Annotated in this window: 25 protein-coding genes and 1 riboswitch; of the genes, 13 read left to right on the top strand and 12 right to left on the bottom strand. The window is 46.8% G+C overall.

Going from position 1 to position 20,743, the window contains the following annotated elements; translation table 11 throughout:
* Nucleotides 1–230, bottom strand: a 230-nt coding sequence (locus tag H615_RS22625; RefSeq protein WP_027954656.1) for an HTH domain-containing protein, incomplete at its 3' end; no start/stop codon positions are given.
* Between the two features lie 264 nt (nucleotides 231–494).
* Between H615_RS22625 and H615_RS0108000 the strand changes: the two genes are divergently transcribed.
* The 4 genes from H615_RS0108000 to H615_RS0107985 all read left to right on the top strand — a co-directional run bounded on the left by H615_RS0108000 (nucleotide 495) and on the right by H615_RS0107985 (nucleotide 4,110).
* Nucleotides 495–1,889, top strand: coding sequence for an FAD-binding oxidoreductase (locus H615_RS0108000; protein WP_027954655.1), 1,395 nt, complete (start codon nucleotides 495–497; stop codon nucleotides 1,887–1,889).
* Nucleotides 1,886–2,878: a bile acid:sodium symporter family protein gene (locus tag H615_RS0107995; RefSeq protein ID WP_027954654.1), complete on the top strand. Its 993-nt coding sequence runs from the start codon at nucleotides 1,886–1,888 to the stop codon at nucleotides 2,876–2,878. The genes H615_RS0108000 and H615_RS0107995 overlap by 4 nt, the downstream gene beginning before the upstream one ends.
* Before the next feature lie 72 nt (nucleotides 2,879–2,950).
* On the top strand, nucleotides 2,951–3,127 hold the full coding sequence (locus H615_RS22305) for a hypothetical protein (RefSeq protein WP_156896458.1): 177 nt from the start codon (nucleotides 2,951–2,953) through the stop codon (nucleotides 3,125–3,127).
* 101 nt (nucleotides 3,128–3,228) lie between these two features.
* Nucleotides 3,229–4,110 (top strand): DUF4097 family beta strand repeat-containing protein, encoded by an 882-nt coding sequence (locus H615_RS0107985; RefSeq protein WP_027954652.1) that lies wholly within the window; start codon nucleotides 3,229–3,231, stop codon nucleotides 4,108–4,110.
* Between the two features lie 30 nt (nucleotides 4,111–4,140).
* Here H615_RS0107985 and H615_RS22300 read toward each other — a convergent pair whose 3' ends face one another.
* Both H615_RS22300 and H615_RS0107975 read right to left on the bottom strand, forming a co-directional pair.
* A complete protein-coding gene (locus H615_RS22300) occupies nucleotides 4,141–4,281 on the bottom strand; it encodes a hypothetical protein (protein WP_156896457.1) in 141 nt (46 codons plus the stop codon).
* 105 nt (nucleotides 4,282–4,386) lie between these two features.
* Nucleotides 4,387–5,385 (bottom strand): LLM class flavin-dependent oxidoreductase, encoded by a 999-nt coding sequence (locus H615_RS0107975; protein WP_027954651.1) that lies wholly within the window; start codon nucleotides 5,383–5,385, stop codon nucleotides 4,387–4,389.
* A gap of 202 nt (nucleotides 5,386–5,587) precedes the next feature.
* Between H615_RS0107975 and H615_RS0107965 the strand changes: the two genes are divergently transcribed.
* Nucleotides 5,588–6,565, top strand: a complete 978-nt coding sequence (locus H615_RS0107965) for a metallophosphoesterase (protein ID WP_027954650.1) — start codon at nucleotides 5,588–5,590, stop codon at nucleotides 6,563–6,565.
* Between the two features lie 36 nt (nucleotides 6,566–6,601).
* Here the strand turns inward: H615_RS0107965 and H615_RS0107960 are convergent, their stop codons facing one another.
* The 3 genes from H615_RS0107960 to H615_RS0107950 all read right to left on the bottom strand — a co-directional run bounded on the left by H615_RS0107960 (nucleotide 6,602) and on the right by H615_RS0107950 (nucleotide 10,329).
* Entirely contained in the window at nucleotides 6,602–7,894 is a 1,293-nt protein-coding gene (locus tag H615_RS0107960) for a nucleobase:cation symporter-2 family protein (RefSeq protein WP_027954649.1), read from the bottom strand.
* Entirely contained in the window at nucleotides 7,891–8,478 is a 588-nt protein-coding gene (locus H615_RS0107955; RefSeq protein ID WP_027954648.1) for a xanthine phosphoribosyltransferase, read from the bottom strand. Before H615_RS0107955 ends, H615_RS0107960 begins: the two co-directional genes overlap by 4 nt.
* A 135-nt stretch (nucleotides 8,479–8,613) precedes the next feature.
* Nucleotides 8,614–8,715: riboswitch (purine riboswitch) on the bottom strand.
* A gap of 84 nt (nucleotides 8,716–8,799) precedes the next feature.
* Nucleotides 8,800–10,329 carry a BCCT family transporter gene (locus H615_RS0107950; RefSeq protein WP_027954647.1) on the bottom strand — a complete coding sequence of 510 codons (1,530 nt, stop codon included), beginning with the start codon at nucleotides 10,327–10,329 and terminating at the stop codon, nucleotides 8,800–8,802.
* Between the two features lie 129 nt (nucleotides 10,330–10,458).
* Between H615_RS0107950 and H615_RS0107945 the strand changes: the two genes are divergently transcribed.
* A complete protein-coding gene (locus H615_RS0107945; RefSeq protein WP_027954646.1) occupies nucleotides 10,459–10,935 on the top strand; it encodes a GyrI-like domain-containing protein in 477 nt (158 codons plus the stop codon).
* A gap of 35 nt (nucleotides 10,936–10,970) precedes the next feature.
* Here the strand turns inward: H615_RS0107945 and H615_RS0107940 are convergent, their stop codons facing one another.
* A complete protein-coding gene (locus tag H615_RS0107940; protein ID WP_027954645.1) occupies nucleotides 10,971–11,333 on the bottom strand; it encodes a winged helix-turn-helix transcriptional regulator in 363 nt (120 codons plus the stop codon).
* Between the two features lie 424 nt (nucleotides 11,334–11,757).
* Here H615_RS0107940 and H615_RS0107935 point away from each other — a divergent pair, with 424 nt between their 5' ends.
* Nucleotides 11,758–12,954, top strand: a complete 1,197-nt coding sequence (locus H615_RS0107935; RefSeq protein WP_027954644.1) for an MFS transporter — start codon at nucleotides 11,758–11,760, stop codon at nucleotides 12,952–12,954.
* A gap of 80 nt (nucleotides 12,955–13,034) precedes the next feature.
* Nucleotides 13,035–13,868 carry an aldo/keto reductase gene (locus H615_RS0107930; protein WP_027954643.1) on the top strand — a complete coding sequence of 278 codons (834 nt, stop codon included), beginning with the start codon at nucleotides 13,035–13,037 and terminating at the stop codon, nucleotides 13,866–13,868.
* A gap of 45 nt (nucleotides 13,869–13,913) precedes the next feature.
* On the opposite strand, the gene H615_RS0107925 is transcribed toward H615_RS0107930, so the two are convergent.
* From H615_RS0107925 to H615_RS0107915, 3 genes are all read right to left on the bottom strand, one after another.
* Nucleotides 13,914–14,099 carry a hypothetical protein gene (locus tag H615_RS0107925; RefSeq protein ID WP_027954642.1) on the bottom strand — a complete coding sequence of 62 codons (186 nt, stop codon included), beginning with the start codon at nucleotides 14,097–14,099 and terminating at the stop codon, nucleotides 13,914–13,916.
* A gap of 142 nt (nucleotides 14,100–14,241) precedes the next feature.
* Nucleotides 14,242–15,174 (bottom strand): pseudouridine-5'-phosphate glycosidase, encoded by a 933-nt coding sequence (locus tag H615_RS0107920; RefSeq protein ID WP_027954641.1) that lies wholly within the window; start codon nucleotides 15,172–15,174, stop codon nucleotides 14,242–14,244.
* Nucleotides 15,171–16,277: a carbohydrate kinase gene (locus tag H615_RS0107915; RefSeq protein WP_027954640.1), complete on the bottom strand. Its 1,107-nt coding sequence runs from the start codon at nucleotides 16,275–16,277 to the stop codon at nucleotides 15,171–15,173. Before H615_RS0107915 ends, H615_RS0107920 begins: the two co-directional genes overlap by 4 nt.
* Before the next feature lie 164 nt (nucleotides 16,278–16,441).
* Between H615_RS0107915 and gloA2 the strand changes: the two genes are divergently transcribed.
* Nucleotides 16,442–16,846 (top strand): SMU1112c/YaeR family gloxylase I-like metalloprotein, encoded by a 405-nt coding sequence (gene gloA2 / locus H615_RS0107910; protein ID WP_027954639.1) that lies wholly within the window; start codon nucleotides 16,442–16,444, stop codon nucleotides 16,844–16,846.
* Nucleotides 16,847–16,851: 5 nt separating this feature from the next.
* Entirely contained in the window at nucleotides 16,852–17,472 is a 621-nt protein-coding gene (locus H615_RS0107905; RefSeq protein WP_027954638.1) for a LysE family translocator, read from the top strand.
* A gap of 28 nt (nucleotides 17,473–17,500) precedes the next feature.
* On the opposite strand, the gene H615_RS0107900 is transcribed toward H615_RS0107905, so the two are convergent.
* Nucleotides 17,501–18,409, bottom strand: a complete 909-nt coding sequence (locus tag H615_RS0107900; protein WP_027954637.1) for an alpha/beta hydrolase — start codon at nucleotides 18,407–18,409, stop codon at nucleotides 17,501–17,503.
* A 169-nt stretch (nucleotides 18,410–18,578) separates the two neighbouring features.
* On the opposite strand from H615_RS0107900, the gene H615_RS0107890 reads away from it, so the two are divergent.
* Nucleotides 18,579–19,043 carry a glycosyl-4,4'-diaponeurosporenoate acyltransferase CrtO family protein gene (locus H615_RS0107890; RefSeq protein ID WP_051254619.1) on the top strand — a complete coding sequence of 155 codons (465 nt, stop codon included), beginning with the start codon at nucleotides 18,579–18,581 and terminating at the stop codon, nucleotides 19,041–19,043.
* 39 nt (nucleotides 19,044–19,082) lie between these two features.
* Here H615_RS0107890 and H615_RS21045 read toward each other — a convergent pair whose 3' ends face one another.
* On the bottom strand, nucleotides 19,083–19,172 hold the full coding sequence (locus H615_RS21045) for a YjcZ family sporulation protein (protein WP_035531392.1): 90 nt from the start codon (nucleotides 19,170–19,172) through the stop codon (nucleotides 19,083–19,085).
* A gap of 217 nt (nucleotides 19,173–19,389) precedes the next feature.
* On the opposite strand from H615_RS21045, the gene H615_RS0107880 reads away from it, so the two are divergent.
* The gene (locus H615_RS0107880; RefSeq protein WP_027954635.1) at nucleotides 19,390–19,959 is read left to right on the top strand and encodes an RNA polymerase sigma factor; all 570 of its coding nucleotides are present in this window, start codon (nucleotides 19,390–19,392) and stop codon (nucleotides 19,957–19,959) included.
* Nucleotides 19,949–20,716, top strand: a complete 768-nt coding sequence (locus tag H615_RS0107875; protein WP_027954634.1) for an anti-sigma factor — start codon at nucleotides 19,949–19,951, stop codon at nucleotides 20,714–20,716. Before H615_RS0107880 ends, H615_RS0107875 begins: the two co-directional genes overlap by 11 nt.
* Nucleotides 20,717–20,743 lie beyond the last annotated feature (27 nt).

Below are 20,743 nucleotides of genomic sequence, written 5' to 3'. Positions count from 1 at the left end.
GTTTCACGCCAACGCTTCAAGCATCGCTTTGGCTGCTTCTTTCCCACAACACTCAAATCAAATCCGTGTTCCTCGAAAATTTGAGTGGGGAACTTTCCATTTTGATATTCACGAATGGCGACTTTCTTAAAATGAGGGTGATAGGTAATGGAACGATCTGAAACCCTTATCACATTTGGGTTGGCCTCCAGTTGTTTCATTTCCAAATTTGAATATAGTTGTTTACTCATAATTCCATCCACTCCGTTCATAAACTTATTTTCATTATAAACGGGTTAAATTTCTAGAGATAGAAATAACCCGAATAACGGGGCACTTTTTTTATAAGTGTCCATTATTCGGGTTATAGTTCATTGAAAGGGGTGCTTTTTTGTGTGAAAAAATCTCCGCATGTGTTACATATCTTTAGAAAAAAATGAAAAAAACACCCTTGTGTTGTAAAATTCAGACTATTATGTATAATGTGAGACACAATACAGGCAGGAGGAATAGCAGTGGCAGTAAATATGACCCATCTCATACAAGAATTAAAACAGGTGCTTGAGGAACATCAATTTTCAACGAATGACACCGTTCTTGAACATCACAGCAGGGACGAATCTTATCATAAACCGGCAAAGCCGGAGCTTGTTGTCTTTCCAGAGACAACCGAGGAGGTGCAGGTGGTAGTAAAAGCAGCAGAATCTTTCGGCGTACCGATTATTCCTTTTGGGCTTGGGACGAGCCTTGAGGGCCACGTCATCCCTTGTGGACGCGGGATAACGATTGATTTTTCACAAATGAACAACGTGCTTGAAGTGAGGGAGAAGGATTTTCTCGTAAAAGTCCAGCCGGGAGTGACCAGGTCTCAACTTAATAAGGAGTTGAAGAAATACGGCCTGTTCTTTACTGTAGATCCGGGGGCGGATGCCACACTCGGGGGAATGGCAGCGACTAATGCAAGTGGAACAACATCCGTCAAATATGGAGTCATGAAAGATCAGGTCCATGACCTTGAAGTGGTCACGCCTGATGGAAGTCGAATACATACAGGCAGTATGGCAAGGAAGTCCTCCTCCGGTATTCATCTGAACAGTCTTTATGTAGGTTCAGAAGGGACTCTCGGGTGCATAACGGAATTAACGCTGCGCGTCTACGGCATTCCGGAGCACATCATGGCAGGAAGGGCGGCCTTTCCAACCGTCAACGATGCCGTTGAGGCAGTGGTATCCATCCTGCAGTCAGGCGTTCCCATTGCAAGGGTGGAGCTCGTGGATGACCGGTCGATCCAGCAGGTAAATCGCTATAACAACACGACGTATGAAGAAAAGCCGACTTTATTTTTAGAGTTTCACGGGAATGAGGCTGGCCTGTTACAGGATGTGGATTTTGTGAAAGCGATTGTGCAGGAACATGATTGTCAGGGCATCCATTTTGAAGAAGATAACGCTGCCCGGGTGAAGCTGTGGGAGGCGAGGCATCAGCTGGCTTATGCCTATATTCACAGCTTTCCCGGCAGGAAGCTGATGGTGACGGATGTGTGTGTTCCGATTTCTGAACTGGCTGGAGCTGTTAATCACGCGCGAAGAGTCATTGAAGATCTCGGTCTTCAAGCAGGGATACTGGGTCATGTGGGCGACGGGAATTATCATGCACTTCTTATGCTGGATCCGGATCTTCCCAGTGAAGCTGCTAAAGCGGAGCAGTTGAATGAAGCCATTGTAGAATATGCGCTTGCCTGCGGTGGGACCTCGACAGGTGAACATGGAGTTGGACGAGGAAAGATGAAATACCAGGAGCAGGAACACGGCTCCGCGCTTGCTGTAATGGAGAAAATTAAGCAGGCACTCGACCCGAAAGGAATTATGAATCCAGGCAAACTCGTTCCAACAAGGAGGACAAACGTATGAAAATGCTGGAGTCAATCAGCCATATCGCCGGGAAGTATTTTGCTTTCTGGGTGGTGGGAGCTGCTCTGATCGCTTTCTTTCTCCCTTCCACATTTCTCGGCCTGGGAGCCTATATCACCATTCTGTTAGGTGTTGTTATGTTCGGAATGGGACTCACATTGAAGCCGGTGGATTTTAAAATGGTCGTACAAAAGCCTGTCCCTGTAATCATCGGTGTGTTGTCCCAATATTTGATTATGCCGGTCGCTGCTTTTGCCATTGCTTATCTACTGAATCTTCCCGCTGAACTTGCGGCAGGACTTGTGTTGCTCGGTTCAGTTCCGGGAGGGACCTCTTCCAATGTCATGGTTTTTCTTGCAAGAGGAAATCTCGCATTGTCTGTGGCGATGACCTCGTTGTCGACGCTTCTGGCCCCTGTCTTTACGCCGTTGATTCTTCTTGTTTTGGCAGGGCAGTGGCTGCCTGTTGACCCGGTATCTATGTTTGTTTCCATCGTTCAGGTTATTATTATTCCTATTGCTCTCGGGGTTGGGGTGCGTAAACTCGCCCCCGTAGTCGTTGAAAAAGGAACGTCCATCATCCCGCTGATCTCTGTTCTGGCAATCATCATTATTGTTATGGCTGTAGTGGCGGCGAATGTTGACAGTATCGTCAGTTCTGGTGTGATGGTTTTTGCTGCCGTTATGCTTCATAACCTTTTCGGGCTTTCCCTTGGTTATGGAACAGCGAAAATGATGAAGCTGGATGAGAGCAAGCGACGGGCGATTTCTATTGAAGTAGGGATGCAGAATTCAGGTCTTGGTGTAGCTCTTGCTACGGCCCATTTTGGTCCCCTTGCAGCGCTGCCGAACGTTCTTGCTGCTGTATGGCACAACATCTCTGGTCCAATACTTGCGACGTTCTGGTCAAAGAGACCGGTAGAAAAACAAGAGGAAGATCCTTCCTCCCGGGACGCGTGGGTGGAGGATATAAAACAAACCGGTCTGTAAATGCTGTCAAATGTGAAACTTTTTTCCATTCTTTTCCGTAAACCATGATAACAGCGGAGGAGGAGGATGCATGTGAATCATAACAAGAATCATGGGCGAAGAAGAAGTGGACGTGTATCCGCCTTCTTTGAATTTCTTATCGAATGTATTGGCTGGGTTCCGGAGGTGGCTTTCGGTATCGGGCGGCTGTTTTTCTGGGTGTTTACATGTATAGGAAAGCTGTTCAGGGATGTGTTTGATCTTTCTTAGAAAAAGTATGGAGGCAGGGGGCTGATGAACAGATACACGGCGCATTCTTCATACATCTGCCAGCATTGTATCCGGTATTGTATCGACGAAAGAGGGGGCTTATGAAAAAAATATGGACAGGCATCTGTTTAGTTCTTCTTGTTCTGCTTTCAGGCGTCGTTTTGTATTCTTTATGGGGAAGCCAGGAGGTGAAAGCTGTGACGGAGTATGAAAAACAAGAAGTTGAGAGGATTGAAATCGAAGTGGCATCCATGGATGTGGACATTCAGACCGCATCTGTTTCCGACATTGAAATGAGCGCAGAAGGAAAGACGGACCAGCCTCTTTTTACGTATCACTACTCCGAGGGAACATTACATATTGAAGAAGGGGAACGAAAAGGGATCCGTCTGCTTCCTTTTTCTCCATTCAAAGATGCTTCCTTAAGCATCGTGTTACCTAAGAAAAAATATGAGGGGTTAACCATGCAGGCATCGTCCGGAGACATCCGTATCGAGGGGCTGACAGCAGAGACTATACATATCGAGGCTTCTTCAGGATCTGTGGACATGGTGGATAATGAGATTCAAAAGACGCTGGCTGTTGAAACTTCCAGTGGAGATGTCACAGGGGAAGCTGTTACAGCAGGCGCGCGAACATACAAAACAAAGAGCGGATCCATTAGAGAAGAAGACGCTGATGGCGGGAAAACAACAGTCGACACGACTTCCGGTGATCTATCCTTGAGCGGAATGCAGGTGCTGAATGGTCTGGAAGTGGAAACGAACAGTGGGGATGTGCATGTGAGTTATGCATTGGCAGCTCCTCAAGACGGAAAAGTTTTATTTACGAGCCAGTCAGGCGACGCGGTCGTTAACTGGAAAGATTTGCTATATGAAACGAAAAAGGAGCACTCATTCGAAGCTGTACTTGGGGGTGGAACTGAAGAGGACATCATTCGGATTGCTACTCAGTCCGGGGATCTGCATTTGGAAAACAGGTGAGAGGAGACCCTCCCACCTGCCGTGTCTAAATTAGAATGAATCAGCGCCCGGACCTGGTTTAGGACGATTTTTATTGGTGCGGTGTCCTGTTTCTTCTTCAACAGGCAGGCTTTCTTTTGGCGTTTTATTATTAGTTTTGGCAGCGTTCATTTGTGACGTGCGCTTTCCCATATAACATCCCTCCTTACAATCATCGTCCATAGTGTTCGGCTGAAGAGGGGATGTTAATCGAGTAAAATATTCCACAAAAAAGAGCGCCCAGAGGGCGCTCTTTTTTTATGTGTTCATAATTTCGGAAATGATTTCATAAGAGCGCAGACGTTTATCGTGATCGTATATTTGGGAAATAACCATCATTTCGTCTGCCTCCGTCTCTTGAAGGAAGCTCTCCAGTTTCGCTCTGACTGTTTCTTTACTTCCGATAATGGAAGAGCCGAGCTGCTGCATGAGTGCCAGCTTTTCCCTTGGCGTCCATACGTCCTCCATGTTTTCTACAGGTGGCTGCAGAAGCATGTTTGTGTTCCGGACGAGATTCAGGAACTGCTGCTGCAGGGACGTTGCCAGGTATTCTGCTTCTTCATCGGTATCGGCGGCAATCACATTCACACCGACCATCACATAAGGCTCATCTAACACATCAGAAGGGCGGAATTGTTGTCTGTATAATCGAAGCGCCCCTTCGGTATTGTTGGGGGAAAAGTGGCTGGCGAATGAGAATGGCAGCCCAAGCTGTCCGGCCAGCTGTGCACTGAATCCGCTGGAGCCAAGCAGCCAGATCGGCACATTCAGCCCTTCCCCTGGTACAGCATGGATACGGTTTTCTCCTGCAAAATAGCCTCTTAATTCTTCCAGCTGTTCAGGAAATTCATTTGGATCACTTTCCAGGTTTCTCCTTAACGCACCAGCTGTCAGCTGATCTGTTCCCGGTGCCCGCCCGAGGCCTAAATCAACGCGCCCTGGGAATAAGGTTTCCAACGTACCAAACTGCTCAGCAACGACGAGTGGGGCATGGTTTGGGAGCATAACCCCGCCTGAGCCGACACGAATGGAATCAGTGTGATGCAGGACGTGGCTGATGGCTATAGAAGTAGCCGAGCTTGCGATGAACGGCATATTGTGGTGTTCAGCCATCCAATATCTGTTAAATCCCCAGCGCTCCGCATGCTGAGCCAGATCCACTGAATTCTTAAAGGAATCAGCGGGAGTGCCGCCTTCTGTTACAGGAGCCAGGTCCAAAACGCTGTATTTCGTTTGCGAGAGTGTTTTTTCAGTCATATCCTGTCCTCATTTCTTTGTAAAATCCTATCGTTAATCTTATCAATTTTGTTTCGAGACTCAAAATAATTTGTTTGCGTTCCTTTTCGATTCCTTCCAGAGAGCTCCAGTTCAATTCCTTCATATCCCGTTCTGGAATGGACACACTAAGTAACCACAGAGAAAGATGGTTAGTTCTTTTACAGAGAAAGGAAGGGTTTCGGTGAGAACGGCTGTTTTTTGGATCAATGAGAGCCTTCTTATACTATTTCTCAGTCTTGCCGTTGCTTATACCGTAAGTAGTGAAGCCACAGATTTCGAAGGGGATGGGAAATTTAAAATTGTTCTACTTCCGGATACCCAGTTGTATTCGGATGAATTTCCGGAAAGATTTCATGCTCAGACTCAGTGGCTTGCAGATAACTTCCAAAAAGAGGACATACGCTTTGCAGCCCACTTAGGAGATGTGGTGGATAAAAACCAAAAACATCAATGGGAAAATGCGGACCAGGCCGTTGATCGGTTGGATCAAGCCGGAGTGCCCTATGGGATAGCGATAGGAAACCATGACATGGGTGGGAAAGCGTCCCGCTATAAACAGTACTTCGGAAGCAGGCGGATGGAGGAGCGTCCAGGATATGGGGGGCACTCTCGAAATGAATTGAATTCCTATTATACATTTTCAACAGAAGGAAAAGAGTTTCTTCTCCTTTTTCTAAATATCGATCTGCCCGGTGAAGATCTTGCCTGGGCCCAGCGTGTCCTGGATGAACACCCCGGCATGCCGGTCATCGTTGTGTCTCATCTGCTTATGGATACAAAAGGAAGGCTTGCTGAAAAACCATACGTTAGAAAGTCTCAAGGAAATTCTCCTGCTTTCATTTATGACGAATGGATTGCCAAGAACAGTCAGATCTTCATGACAGTGAATGGCCATTACAGCGGGACTCACCGGAAGATTCGTAAAAATGAGGCAGGGCTGCCGGTTCATCAGTATGTAGCCGATTACCAAGGTTACCCGAATGGTGGAGAAGGGTTTCTGCGGATCATTGAATTTGATTTAAACAAGAACACGCTGACCCACAGAACCTATTCCCCTTATTTAGACGAGGATATGATCGGAGAGCAGCATAACTTTACGGAGTATGTGGATTTTGAGAAACGGTGGAACCTTGAAATTCCCAACCAGCCTTATGAATAAAAAAACAACCCCCGGCAGAATCTGCCGGGGGTTGTTTCAGGCCCCTTCCTGCCACACAGCGGCTGCTTTTTTCTCAGACGGTCTGCGGGTCATATGGAAAACAATGTGAAGTCCGATAGCTGTAAGGCTTCCGGCTACAATGCCGTTGCTTGTTAAGATTTGAATACTGTTTGGCAGCTGGGCGAATAGCTCCGGTGCTACAGTTACACCAAGACCCATGCCGATGGAACAGGCAACAATCATGGAATTCTCAGGAGAAGCGGCGGCTTCTCTGCTTAACATTTTGATTCCCTGGGCGATGACCATACCGAACATGGCAAGCATGGCTCCACCTAGAACAGGGGTCGGGATGATTGTTGTTAAAGCGGCTGCCTTAGGGAGCAGACCCAGTCCAAGCAGCATGCCGCCCATAATAAAGATGACTTTTTTTGATTTCACACCAGTCATGTTCATAAGACCGACATTTTGAGAAAATGCGGTGTAAGGAAAAGCATTGAAAAAGCCGCCGAGCAGAATGGCGATACCTTCAGCCCGATACCCATTTCTCAAGTCTTTTTCCTTCACTTCTTGATCAGTCAAATCACCGACAGCAAAATAAACGCCCGTCGATTCAACAAGGGATACCATAGCGACAAGAATCATCGTCAAAATGGCCGACCAGTGGAATGTAGGGACACCGAAGTAAAGCGGTTCAATCATGTGGAAGAAGGAAGCTTCCGTAACCGCTGATGTATCAACCCGGCCGAAGAAGAACGCGGCCAGTGTACCGGCAGTAATTCCCAGAAGGATTGAGATTGACTGGAAAAATCCACGGGTGAACCGGTATAAAAGGATAATGCCTCCCAGAGTACCGAAAGCCAGAGACAAGTTGAATAGAGAACCGAAGTCTTCTGCTCCCTGTCCGCCGCCCATGTTCTGTACGGCAACCGGGATCAAAGTAATTCCTATGATGGTAACGACAGAACCCGTTACAACCGGAGGGAAAAACCGGACAAGCTTACTGAAAAAGCGGCTGATTATAAGTACGAACAGGCCGGATACAAGGATGGCGCCGTATATGGCTGTTACTCCATATTCGCTTCCGATAGCAATCATCGGTCCCACGGCGGTAAAGGTACAGCCGAGGACAACAGGCAGTCCGATACCGAAATATTTGTTCTTCACAACCTGCAGGATGGTTGCCGCTCCACACATGAAAATATCGACTGCTAAAAGGTAGGTGAGCTGTGAAGAGGTTAATCCGAGAGAACTTCCTACAATCAATGGGACGAGAATCGCACCTGCGTACATCGCAAGAAGATGCTGAATGGCCAGCGTGATCTGTTTCACTGTGCTCCCACCTTTTCAACAAAGTTGACACGTCCGTTTTCCAATGAAGCAATACGGGCTAAGGATTCAACTCGGATCCCCCTGTTTCTTAATCCTTCTCCGCCTTCCTGGAAGGCTTTTTCGATAAGAATGCCGATTCCTTCCAGGGAAGCTCCTGCTTGTTCAACAATATGTAGGAGACCGAGTGCCGCTTGTCCATTCGCCAGGAAATCATCAAGGATCAAGACGTGATCGTCTGCGTTTATGAAGTCGTGAGAGACGGCAATCTCATTCGACTGTTCTTTTGTAAAGGAGTAGACTTCTGATGTGTACAACTGATCGTTCAGCGTCAATGATCTGCGCTTTCTCGCAAAGATAACAGGAACCTGTAAGTGAAGGCCTGTCATTTGAGCAGGAGCGATTCCCGAGGATTCAAGCGTCAATATTTTTGTAATGCCTGCTCCTGAAAATCGGTCGGCGAATTCACGTCCAATGCTGTCCATTAATACAGGGTCGATCTGATGATTGATGAAGGCATCCACCTTTAAGACAGATGCGGAGAGTACACGTCCTTCTTCTCTGATTTTTCTTTCCAACAGTTCCATGGGATTCCCACCTTGAAGATGAATTACATTGGATGTTTCATAAAAAAATGCGTATCGTCCACCTCTCAAAGTCATGAGAAGCCGGACGATACGCACAGCTGGCATCGTAAGGAGAAGAATCCTTCCTAAGGATCCTTCGTCTGTCAGGCTTTTCATAGTCGGTTCATTTACGGCAAACCGGTAGAAACTTGCAGGCCTTATCCCTGCTATTATATGAAAATATCCGAATGTTATTGGTATTGTAACATATAAAAGTTCGATATCAAGAGCCTATGACAGATAATCGGAGGAGTTATGGGATTTTAAAAAGAAATAAGGAGACTACTGCGCCTTCTTCTTCATTCTGGACGGCTTGGATTCTGCTTTTTTCAGCTCTTTGATTTCACGGTTGGCTTCCTTGAAGAAAGAACCACCCATAAGTAAAATGACCACTGAAAAAGGGAGGGCGGCAATGATCAGGACGTTCTGCAGGCCTTGTGTACCCCCGAAATAAACGATGGTGGCGGCCATACCTGTGAGGGCCAGCCCCCACAAAATTTTAACTGCACCATCTGGATTTAATGAGCCTTTGGTCGAAAGCATTCCTAATACGAACGTAGCGGAGTCCGCAGATGTGATAAAGAAAATCGCAATTACAAAAATCGTAATGAAGGACATGAGTGTGCCAAGCGGATAGTAATCCAGTGTCGCAAACGTTGCGGTTTCAATCGGGAACTCTGAAATAGCTTCTATGCCACGCTGCTGCAGATCGATGGCTGCTGTTCCGAAAACAGCAAAGAAGACGAAGCAGACGAGAGATGGAACCACCAGCACACCGGTCATGAATTCCTTGATTGTTCGTCCACGGGAAATCCTTGCAATGAAGATACCGACGAAAGGCGACCAGGAAATCCACCACGCCCAGTAAAAAATGGTCCACGAGTTGATCCACGATCGGCTTTCCTCATTAAGAGGGGCAATGCGGAGACTCATATCGAAAAAGTTGGTCACGTAGTTTCCAAGAGACTGTGTGAACATATTCAATGTCAGGATGGAAGGTCCGACAATAAACAAAAGAATCATCAAAGCAAATCCGAGAAATAGGTTCGTATTGCTTAAATATTTGATTCCCTTACTGATTCCGGACCAGGCGGATGCGATAAAGAGCACCATGGAAACAATGAGAATAATAAACTGGGTGGTGAAGTTAGTGGGAACGTTGAATAAGTACCCCAGTCCTTCGTTGATCTGGGCGGAGCCGAACCCAAGTGTCGCGGCTACACCAACGACGGTGGCGACGACGGCAAGTACATCAATCAGCCTGCCCGGCAGGCCGCCCATCGCTTTTTTGCCGAACAACGGAATTAAAGTGGCGCTGATCAATCCGGGGTAACCTTTGTGGAATTTGAAGTAGGCAAGGACAAGAGCGACGAGAGCATAAATCGCCCAAGCGTGGATGCCCCAGTGGAAAAAGGAGTACTGCATGGCATCCTTGATCGCCTGTTCGCTTCCCTCAGGAGCTATAGGACTGCTTTTGAACGCGTGGGAAGCAGGCTCGGCTGTTGTCCAAAAGACGACGCCCATTCCCATACCGGCACTGAAAAGCATGGCAAACCATGTAGGCAGGGAGAATTCAGGTTTCTCGTCCTGTTTTCCGAGCTTCAGGTTTTTGAACCTGGAGAAAACTAGATAGATACAAAAAATCAGCATTGCTAAAACAATGATCAGGTAGTACCATCCAAACGTGTTTGAAATACCGGCCGTAATTTCGGCAGTGGCGGTCTGGAGCTGATCAGGGCTGATTGCTCCCCAGGCTACGAACAACGCGCAAATGGTCAACCCATACCAAAAAACAGGAGTTACATTCTTCATTTTTTCACCTCATATGTAATAATAAAAAGCAGGGGATTGATTCTTCTCCTTACCCTTAAAGTCTACAATTAAATCCTATTTTTGTTAAATTTGTTACAAGATGTAGAAATATGTAGAGGAGGCAGCCGTATGGAGCCACAAATCGTTCAGCTTGAAAACGTGTACCTTATTGGAGAAAGCAGGAGCATGACGTTGACCGAAGATAAGACTATAGAATTGTGGAAAAGCTTCAAACCAAAGGTGAAAATGATTCCAGAGCGGAAGGATGAGTACTTTTATAACCTATCCATTTATCCGGAAGGTTTTGAATGGAACACGTTTGCCTGTGATACGTGTTTCACCCGATGGGCAGCTGTACACGTTCCTTCTAATGATGAACCTCCGGAAAGTATGGAAAGCTTTACTTTAAATGGAGGACTGTACGCCGTTTTTATTCATAAAGGACCAGCACAAACCTTTGTTCGCACACTTAATACTATTTTTAATGAGTGGCTTCCGAACTCTCTCTATGATCTGGATGAGCGCCCTCATTTCGAGAGAATGGGTCCGGAATACCGGATGGATGATCTAAATGCTGAAGAGGAAGTGTGGATTCCGATTAAATGAAAAAGGTCAATGCCGACCGCGGCATTGACCTTTTTTTATACTTTTTCTAATTCATGATCATCTGCAAGAACTTCGGATTTATCGGGATAGCAGTTCTCGATGTGCTGTTCTCCCCATGCACAGAGCATATCCAGAGCAGGCTTTAAGGACCACCCGTAGTCTGTTAGTTTGTACACGACTTTCGGGGGCACCTGATTGAAGACCACCCGGTCCAGCACCCCGTCCTGCTCGAGCTCCCTTAGCTGCTGGGTAAGCATTTTCTGAGTAATCCCCGGCATGAGACGCTTCAATTCACTCGTTCGTAATTCGTGCTTTATCAAATGACATAAAATAACGACTTTCCACTTCCCGCCGATGACTTCAAGAGCTGCCTCTACGGGGATGTTGTATTTTTTCATCATGATCCACTCCTTCATGACCCACGTTCCTTATGAATGGAAGACACGTCTTTTATACTTTTCAATGCTTTAAAAAATTTATCATATCTTAATGAAATGTTCCATCGTTATGACTTCCTTTGTCGGGATCCTTAAAAAATTGTACCGCCAGGGTCCCGGTCAACTCCTCTGATGGCACAAATGTTACTAAAAAGTACCTACGTGACTTTAAAGTACGTACTTTGCAAAAAGTTGGATTCGTAGCATAATCATTTTTGTCCCCGGGGGGATGGGCCGGCATTAAAGAGCCCGGGCACGTTTAACTGCCCGACGATATGCCATCTATGTTCCCCTGGCGTGCATAACATTCAAGAGAGCAATCCGGAAATGGTCAAAGGCGCCTTTGCTTTTCCGGACTCACAAAATGAAAGAGGAGGACTTCTTCATGAGTTCATACGCAGAAACGATTGATCAACCTAAATCAAAAGGAGGCACTCCTGCGCTGATTGCTTTAGCCATTAGTGCCTTCGGTATTGGAACGACGGAATTTGTTCCTGTAGGTTTATTATCTTCCATTGCCGATGATTTATCGATATCCATTACACTGGCGGGGCTTTTGATTTCCGGCTATGCCCTCGGGGTAGCTGTCGGAGCGCCGGTGTTAACGGCTCTGACGAGTAAGATGAGCCGTAAATCACTTTTATTGTCGTTGATGGTCTTGTTTATTATCGGGAACTCGGTAGCTGCCCTGTCGACAAGCTTCGGCCTGCTGCTCGTGGCGCGCTTCATTACCGCTTTCTCCCATGGGATCTTTTTTTCCATCGGTTCCACGATAGCCGCAGATCTTGTACCTGAACATAAACGGGCCAGTGCTATCGCCTTTATGTTTACAGGACTGACGGTCGCTACGGTCACGGGTGTTCCGTTGGGGACGTTCATTGGACAGGCTTTCGGCTGGAGAGCCACCTTCTGGGGTGTTGCACTGCTGGGTTTAGTCGGTATTATTGCCAGTTCCATTTTAGTTCCAAGTAACTTGAAAGAAGCGCCGCCTGCTAAATTCAGTGACCAATTGAAAATCCTGAAAAACGGAAAACTCATGCTTGCTTTCCTGATTACAGCCCTTGGATATGGAGGGACCTTTGTCGCCTTCACTTATCTGACTCCTTTACTTGAAAATGTAACAGGATTTAGTTCCAAGTGGGTCAGTATCATCCTGCTTGTGTATGGGGTGGCTGTAGCGATCGGTAACGTTGTAGGTGGGAAAGCTTCTAACAAAAACCCGCTTCGAGCATTATTCTGGATGTTTGTGCTTCAAGCTGTCATCCTATTTGGATTGACGTTTGCCGCTCCTTTCAAAACTGCGGGTCTTATCGCTATCTTCCTTATGGGGCTGTTTGCCTTTATGAACGTTCCCGGCCTTCAAGTGCTCGTCGTTAACCTGGCTGAAAAATACGTCCCATCTGCAGTCAATGTCGCATCTGCGCTGAACATTGCCGCCTTTAATGTCGGAATTGCCATCGGTTCTTTTGTCGGAGGAATCATCGTAGACGGTATCGGCCTTATCCATACCCCTTGGATTGGTGCCATCATGGTTGTCGGGGCTGTATTCTTAACAGGTTTATTGAGAAAAGTAGAACAGTAACAATGTTTGGACTCTCTTTTTTTCGGTAATTATTTTCAAGCAGCCGAAAAGAAGCAAAGAAAGAAGAGGAGGAAAATAACATGAAAACCAATACGAAAACATTGAACAACGGTCTGGAAATGCCGGAAATCGGTTACGGGGTCTTCCGTGTCGACGAAGGGGAGGCTCTTGAGGAAGCTGTCGTTACAGCGATTAAAGAAGGCTACCGCAGTATCGATACCGCTGCGATTTATGGAAATGAACGCAGTGTAGGGAATGGAATTAAGAAAGCCGTGGAACAGGGGCTTGTAAAACGCGGGGATCTTTTCGTGACTTCCAAAGTGTGGAATGACGGCCTCGATTATGAAGGGACCATCAATGCCTACGAAGAGAGTTTAGAGAAACTGGGTCTGGACTATCTGGACCTTTACTTGATTCACTGGCCGGGGAATAAGAAATATGAACAGCCGTGGAAAGCCATGGAATCCCTTTATAAGGAAGGGCGTGTAAAATCCATAGGCGTCAGTAACTTCCAAGTGCACCATTTGGATGATCTGTTGTCCTACGCAGAGGTCAAGCCTGTTATTAACCAGGTCGAGTTTCATCCTAAACTGACCCAGCAGGAGGTTCGTGAATACGGGAAAAAACACGACATTCAAGTCGAGGCATGGTCTCCATTAATGAATGCGGATCTTTTGGATCATCCGGTTATCCAACAGTTGGCACAGCGTCATGATAAATCACCGGCTCAGATTATTCTGCGCTGGGATATCCAGCATGATGTCGTGACCATTCCGAAATCCATGACACCTTCCCGAATTAGAGATAATATCAGTATCTACGATTTTGAACTAGATACGGAAGAAATGAAGCAGCTGGATGAACTCAATGGAAATGTCCGCAGCGGCCCGCATCCGGATGAATTCGATTTTTAATCAAACACAGAAAAGGACAGGGAGCCCCCCTGTCCTTTTCTGTGTTTACAACTGTTTATTGTACTTTGGATCTGATGATTTTCTTCCGGCTCCATCGATATAGTAGGTTTCCTTTAACCGGTGGGTGTCCTCAGACTGAGTCTCCCGCTTCATACGTTTTCTTCTTTTTTGATCAAAATAAATTGACACAGCAATAACGACAGCCAGAATGCCGAGCAGCAGCCACAACATAATCATCCTCCTTGGTGTTTTATGACTTGTATTCTACTATTCCCGGTTTTCAGAAGGTCTAGTGCTGTCTGACAGGAAACAGGGCATCCGGCCCATTATTTGTAAAAAAACCCAGGGGGAAGTCATCATTTTGATATAAGAGCTATATCGATTGGACGGTTTGTCTTTGTTTTTGATAGGCAGCGGCTATTTCTGCTCCTAAGGCCGCATTGGATTTGATTAACGCAATGTTCGCCTGGAGACTTTTCCCTTGTGTCGCCTTGTGGATAAAATCAAGGAGGAAGGGGGTAACGTCCTTTTGTGTAATATTTTGTTTGCCGGCCTCTTGTAAAGCTTCGTCGATCATCTGGTTCATGTAGGATTCTTCCAGTGCGCTGTGTTCAGGAATAGGATTGGCAATGACCAGGCCACCGTCGAGGCCAAGCGACCATTTGGTGTCGATCACTGCGGCAATTTCCTCCGGATGATTGACTTGATAGTTGGAGGAAAAAGTGCTCGATCTTGTGAAAAAGGCAGGAAGCTGGTCTGTTTGATAGCTTAGGACAGGAACCCCTTTCGTCTCCAGATATTCCAGCGTCCGGCCGAGATCGAGAATGGATTTGGCACCGGCACATATAACGGCCACGTTCGTCTGTGCCAGTTCCTCAAGGTCCGCTGAAATATCCATCGTGGACTCGGCGCCCCGGTGGACGCCGCCGATGCCGCCTGTGACAAAAACGGGGATACCGGCAAGGCCGGCGCAGAACATCGTCCCCGCCACGGTAGTCGCACCTGTTTTTCCTGAAGCAGCCAGGTACGCAATATCTTTGCGGGAAGCTTTGATCACTTCTTTTTCAGAAGCAAGTCTCGTTAATTCTTCTTTTGTCAGCCCCACTTTAATTTTTCCATCCATAATGGCTGTTGTGGCTGGTACAGCGCCATGCTCCCGGATAATGGCAGCCACTTCCTCCGCCGTTTGTAAATTGTGAGGATAGGGCATCCCGTGTGAGATGATGGTCGATTCAAGAGCGACTACGGGGAGGTTTTCTGCCAGAGCGTAAGCCACTTCTTTTGAGATGTCTACATAAGGGTTCATACAAATTCCTCCACATCCTGGGTCAGCAGGGACGGTGTCAAATCCTGCCGGACCGTGTAGGGGGACTGAATACACTTTACTGCATTCATCATCCCCGTTTTTATAATTTCCTGAAGTTCCATGCCTTCCATCCATCCGTATAAAACCCCGGCGCAGAAAGCATCTCCCGCACCGGTCACATCGTGGACATCCCCTGTTGAAAAAGAAGGGAAGTGATGGATATCTCCTTCCTTCTCTCCAACGACGACGCCGTCCTTTCCGGAGGTAATGGTCACTTTTTCGATGCCCATCTCCAGCCATAAACCTGCGGCGAGGTACCATTTCTCTTTGGAGTCAATGGACATATCGAATTGGGCTTCGGTTTCTTCAATATTGGTCATCAGCCACGTAAGTCCGTGCAGATTTTCGGGCAGGCGCTTCATCTTAGGGGCAGAGACGGTAACAAACGCAAGGGGGACAGAGAAACTGCGGCTCATCCGAAGCAGGAGTTCCAACGTCTCTTTTGGACAGTTGAGGTCAGCAACCATACATTCCGACTGCCTCATCTTTATTTCACTTTTCATAACAAGGGGAGGAACAATCGCCTCGAAAACCTCCATGTCCGCGAGCGCAGTAAGCAATTCCCCCTGAGGATTCATCAATGCTGTGTATGTACCTGTGGTGGCGTGAGGGAGATGAAGAGTACCTTCCAGATTCATAAAGGGACGGGAGGCTTTTTCGATCAGGTCCCAGTCAGCATCCATGCCGGATGCTGTAATAAGCGAAGGGTGAAAACCCAGCCTTCCAAGGTTTTCAGCGATGTTTCTCGCAACACCTCCGGCACTGGAACGAGAATAAACAGGGTTGGATGTGTACATTTGAAGTGGCTCATAGGTGTGGAGTTTCCGGTCGACATTGGCTCCTCCGATGCAGAGCACCTGTCTGGACTTGTTTAACACATAGGCGCGGCCGAGAAGGACATTTTTCTGAACGAGACCGGAAATAAGATTCGCGACAGTGGAACGGGACAGTTGAAGAGCTTCTGAGAGGGTCTGCTGGGATATATAAGGGTTTTTGACAATCTGCTGGTACACCTGACGCTCACGTGTGGTCAACTTTTCCATTTATCATAGGTCCCCCTTTGTGAACAAATGTTTGAATAGTCAAACATTTGTTTGATCTATTATAAAAACGCTTTCATAGAAAAGTCAATAAAAACCAGATAGAAGGATGACAGGTGATTGGTCGTCCCGTTATAGTAAAAGAGATCAGACAAAGGAGGGATTGGATGCATGTGAAACAGATACACCATGCAGCGATTATTTGTTCAGATTATGAAGTTTCAAAGCATTTTTATGTACATATTCTCGGTTTTTCGATTATCGCAGAAAACTACAGGGAAGAAAGAGAATCTTATAAACTCGATCTTCTGGCAGGTGAAAGTCAACTTGAATTGTTTTCCTTTCCATCACCACCAGAACGGCCGGATGCTCCGGAAGCGAGAGGTCTAAGACACCTTGCCTTTGCCGTGGAGGACGTGGAGCACTCTAAACAAGAGCTGGAGGAAAAAGGGGTGAGTGTAGAAGAGGTGAGGGTTGATCCATATACCGGCAGGCGTTTCACTTTCTTTAAAGACCCGGATCAGCTGCCTCTGGAACTGTATGAAACAAGGGAAGTTGGAATGGGGAGGTAAACGCTTTGGAAGTTTCTGTTGTTTTATCATTTATCGGCATTTCTCTTTTGTTGACCCTGAGTCCGGGACCTGACATCCTTTTTGTGCTTGCTCAAAGTCTTGCTCAGCATGCGAAGGCGGGAATTGTTACGTCTCTTGGGTTGTGTACAGGGCTGGTGGTTCACGTTTCGGCCGCTGCCCTTGGAGTATCAGCGGTCATCTATCAGTCAGCGGCCGCATTTGAGGTCGTGAAGTATGCAGGAGCCGCTTACCTGCTTTTTCTTGCTTTTCAGTCCTTCAGGGGTGGAGCACCAGCGAATGGAGCAGCGCAGGGGACTACGGAAAAATACCAAAAGCTTTACAGGAAAGGGATCCTTATGAACCTTCTCAATCCGAAGGTATCGTTATTCTTCCTCGCCCTTCTTCCTCCTTTCGCCGATCCGTCCCGCGGGAGTGTTTCTTTACAGATGCTTTTACTCGGATTGATTTTTATCACCCAGGCATTTCTCGTTTTCTTCCTGGTCTCGGTGTTATCAGAAAAAATTCAACAGAACGTGCTTCACCGGATTTCGACCGGTAAGCTTCAAAAAGCACAGGGCCTCATCTTCAGTTTCATTGCCATGCAGATTGTCATCAGTGGAAAATAAATCCCTCTCCTTAAGGAGGGGGATTTATTCATGAGGATATCTGCTTGAAAGGCGCAGCCGAATGGGCTGCGACCTTCCTTATGTGAGAAGCAATCGTATCCCATGCCTCCGTAGCCGCTTCGGTGGGACCAAGATGGGTGAACAGGTGGTAACAGTCTTCAAATAGGTGGTGATGGACAGGGACACCTGCTTTTTTCAGATTTTTGGCATACCTCTCCGCTTCAGGTTTGAAGGCATCATATTCCGCAGTAATTATGACAGTTTCAGCTGCACCGTGAACATTCTCTGCATAAACAGGCGATGCGTAGGGATGGGCATCCTGTCCTTGTTCCGGGACATAGCACAGATTCAGGAAATGAGCGAACTGAGGGTATTTGGAGCGCCATTTATTTGGTTCTGGTTTTTCGGAAAACGGTGTAGCAAAATCAAGCATGGCGCACGATAAAACCTGGAGGAGGGGCTGAGGCTCCTGTTGATCCTTCAAGTATAAACACAAAGCGGCAGCGATGTTGGCACCGGAACTCTGTCCTCCGATCATCCACTTGTCAGGATCGATGTTCAACCCTTCTGCATGGCTTTTCATCCAGGCCAATACTTCATAGAGCTGAATGATTGGAGCAGGGAAGGGATGCTCCGGCGCTTTGGCGTATTCCACGTTGATGATCACACAACCTGTCCTATTGGCCAGGTACCGGCAGTAAGGGTCATCCATTTCTTTGTTATACATAATGAAGGCCCCGCCGTGGAGGTTTATATAAACAGGCAGCTTTTTATAGGGAGAGTGGAGCGGTTCGTAATAGGTGACAGCTACTGGAGCAATCGAAGTGTCGACTAAAACATCGACGCGCTTCTTTACCTCCTGTTTTTGTATGGTAGACGTGCGTACTGCTTTATTGGGAAGCATACGCAGGAGATGAGCAATCCATTGGATAAACATAAAAGACCTCTCTTTTTTTTAGGGTAGTGTTCCCTTAGATATCCAACATTAATCAAACCGTCTGAGGTGAATACACCATTGGAAAAAGGGGAAAACGAAGCCCGAGAAGCACCAGGTGATAAGGACTTGATTATTATGTATATGGAAAAGGATAAAAGAAGGTGAATCGATGGTCTTCAATGCAGTTATGTGGTTGTTCATCCATATAGCCGTCAGCGGCATCACAGCTATGGCACCTGCTTCCTTCATTCGGTTCCTGCAGCCATTGTTAAGGACGAAAAGCTGGGAAGGTCGTGGGCGTATTTACCGGTCTTTCGGAATTCATAAATGGAAAACGATGCTTCCGGAAGCGAGGAAGTGGGTGAACAAAGGTAGAGGAAAGACGGCGGCTTCGATTAGAAACGTGTATGCATATGATGAGCTGGGAGAGCAGCTGACCAGGTCGGAACTCTCACACTGGATGCAGATTTTCCCAGCCCCCTTGTTTTTTCTATTTAACCCACCATGGGCAGGGTGGGTCATGATTATGTATGCACTGTTGTTTAATCTGCCATTCATTATGATCCAGCGCTATAACCGGGCAAGAGTCAGCCATCTTTCGGACAGGATCCTGCATGCATTTCCGGAAAAGTAGAAAAGAGTCAGAGTGGAGCACTCTGACCGGCGTTTCATTTTAGTATTTAACATAAGCAGCTCCAACAATAATAAGGAGAATGAACAAAACAACAATCAGCGCAAAGCCTGCTCCGTATCCGTAGCTCATGATCTCACCCCCTGTTCATAATTAGTTTATGCGGGGGTTTTTGTTTGGGAAAGGCATCCATCATGGGTTAAGGTGAATTTCACGTTTTGCGGAGTGGAGGATTTTTTTACTTCAGATACATCCAAAACGTGCTTTCTTCCGTATTCTATATAAAACGTGAAGGATTTGATAAAAACAGATATACTAGTATCATTATGGATTTAAAGGAGATTTCTGAATGGCCCAACCGACAGACTTGGATTTGTATGAACGAATCAGGCAGAAAGATAAAGAGGCCCTTGAAGTTCTTTACGACCGTTATGAAAAGCTGTTGTACTCCTTTGCCTATCGGATGATGAAAGATTCGCAGGCGGCAGAGGAAGTCATGCAGGATGTATTTATGAAGTTGTGGAGAGGAAAAGGGGCAGGTCAGTATGTCAGCGGTCGGGGAAAGTTCTCCAGCTGGCTTTTGACGATCACCAGAAATGCTTCCATTGATTTAATAAGAAAGAAAAAAGTTCAGGAAGTAGAATGGGATCAGCGTGATTCTGTTCATGAGGACCTGCCGGGTGTTGAGCAGGAAATTGAAGATAAGGAGGAGCGGAATCAGCTTCGACGAGCTGTTCATACGCTCCCGGACGAACAACAAAGAATGATTTGTCTCTTTTATTTTCAAGGGATGTCTCAAAGAGAGATTGCGGAAAAATGTGATATTCCCCTCGGTACCGTCAAAGGACGTGTCCGGCTGGCGCTGAAGAAATTGAGAGAGCACCTTGAGAAAGAAGGGGGGATCGTTTATGAACGATAAACCATGTGACCACATCCTGGATTATATAAATGATCAATTATCAGATATTGAGCGGAAGCAATTTGAAAAACACTTATCCGAATGCCCCCGGTGTCAGGAAGAACTGAAGGAAATGGAAGATTTGATGGGGGATCTGCCGACGTATATGGAGCAGACGGAACCGCCAGCAGGAATGAAGCAGAGGGTATTGGACGAAGTCTTCTCCAATGAGGAGGAAGACACCGCACCTGTCCGTACGAAGAGACCTGTGAAGTGGAAAGCCTGGTCAGGTGTACTGGCTGCAGGACTTCTTCTTTCCATTGGTATGAATGTGTATACGGGACTTGAAGTGTCCGATCTGGCCACAGAAAATGAACAGTTGGAATCAAGTCTTACAGAAATCCAAACAGCTCTTTCCGAACTGGAGGACAGCGAATCTGGTACAGCTTCACCGCTTCAGCAGACAGAACTGGCTTCTGCTGAAGGGACCAATGCTGCTGGAACAGCTACGTTATTAAACCGTGAAACCCGACAAGAGCTTCTTGTACAAACCCAGAACCTGGAAAACCTGGAGCCAGGGGAAGTGTATCAAGTATGGCTGATTGAAGGAGAGACACCAGAACCGGCTGGTGCTTTTACAACGAATGATACCGGCAGTGGTGGAGTAGCGTTTACAATTAATGAAGAAAAATCGTGGGACGCCGTCGCCATTACGAAGGAACCACAGACAGGCAACCAAACCCCGCAGGGAGAAATTATTCTCCAAGCCGGACTTTAATAGAAAAGAGCTTTCCGTCCAAAGACG

The organism is Halobacillus kuroshimensis DSM 18393, from assembly GCF_000425705.1.
Lineage (GTDB): Bacteria > Bacillota > Bacilli > Bacillales > Halobacillaceae > Halobacillus > Halobacillus kuroshimensis.
Note: the sequence above shows the minus strand (reverse complement) of the source record. Positions and strands in the feature narration are given on the sequence as shown.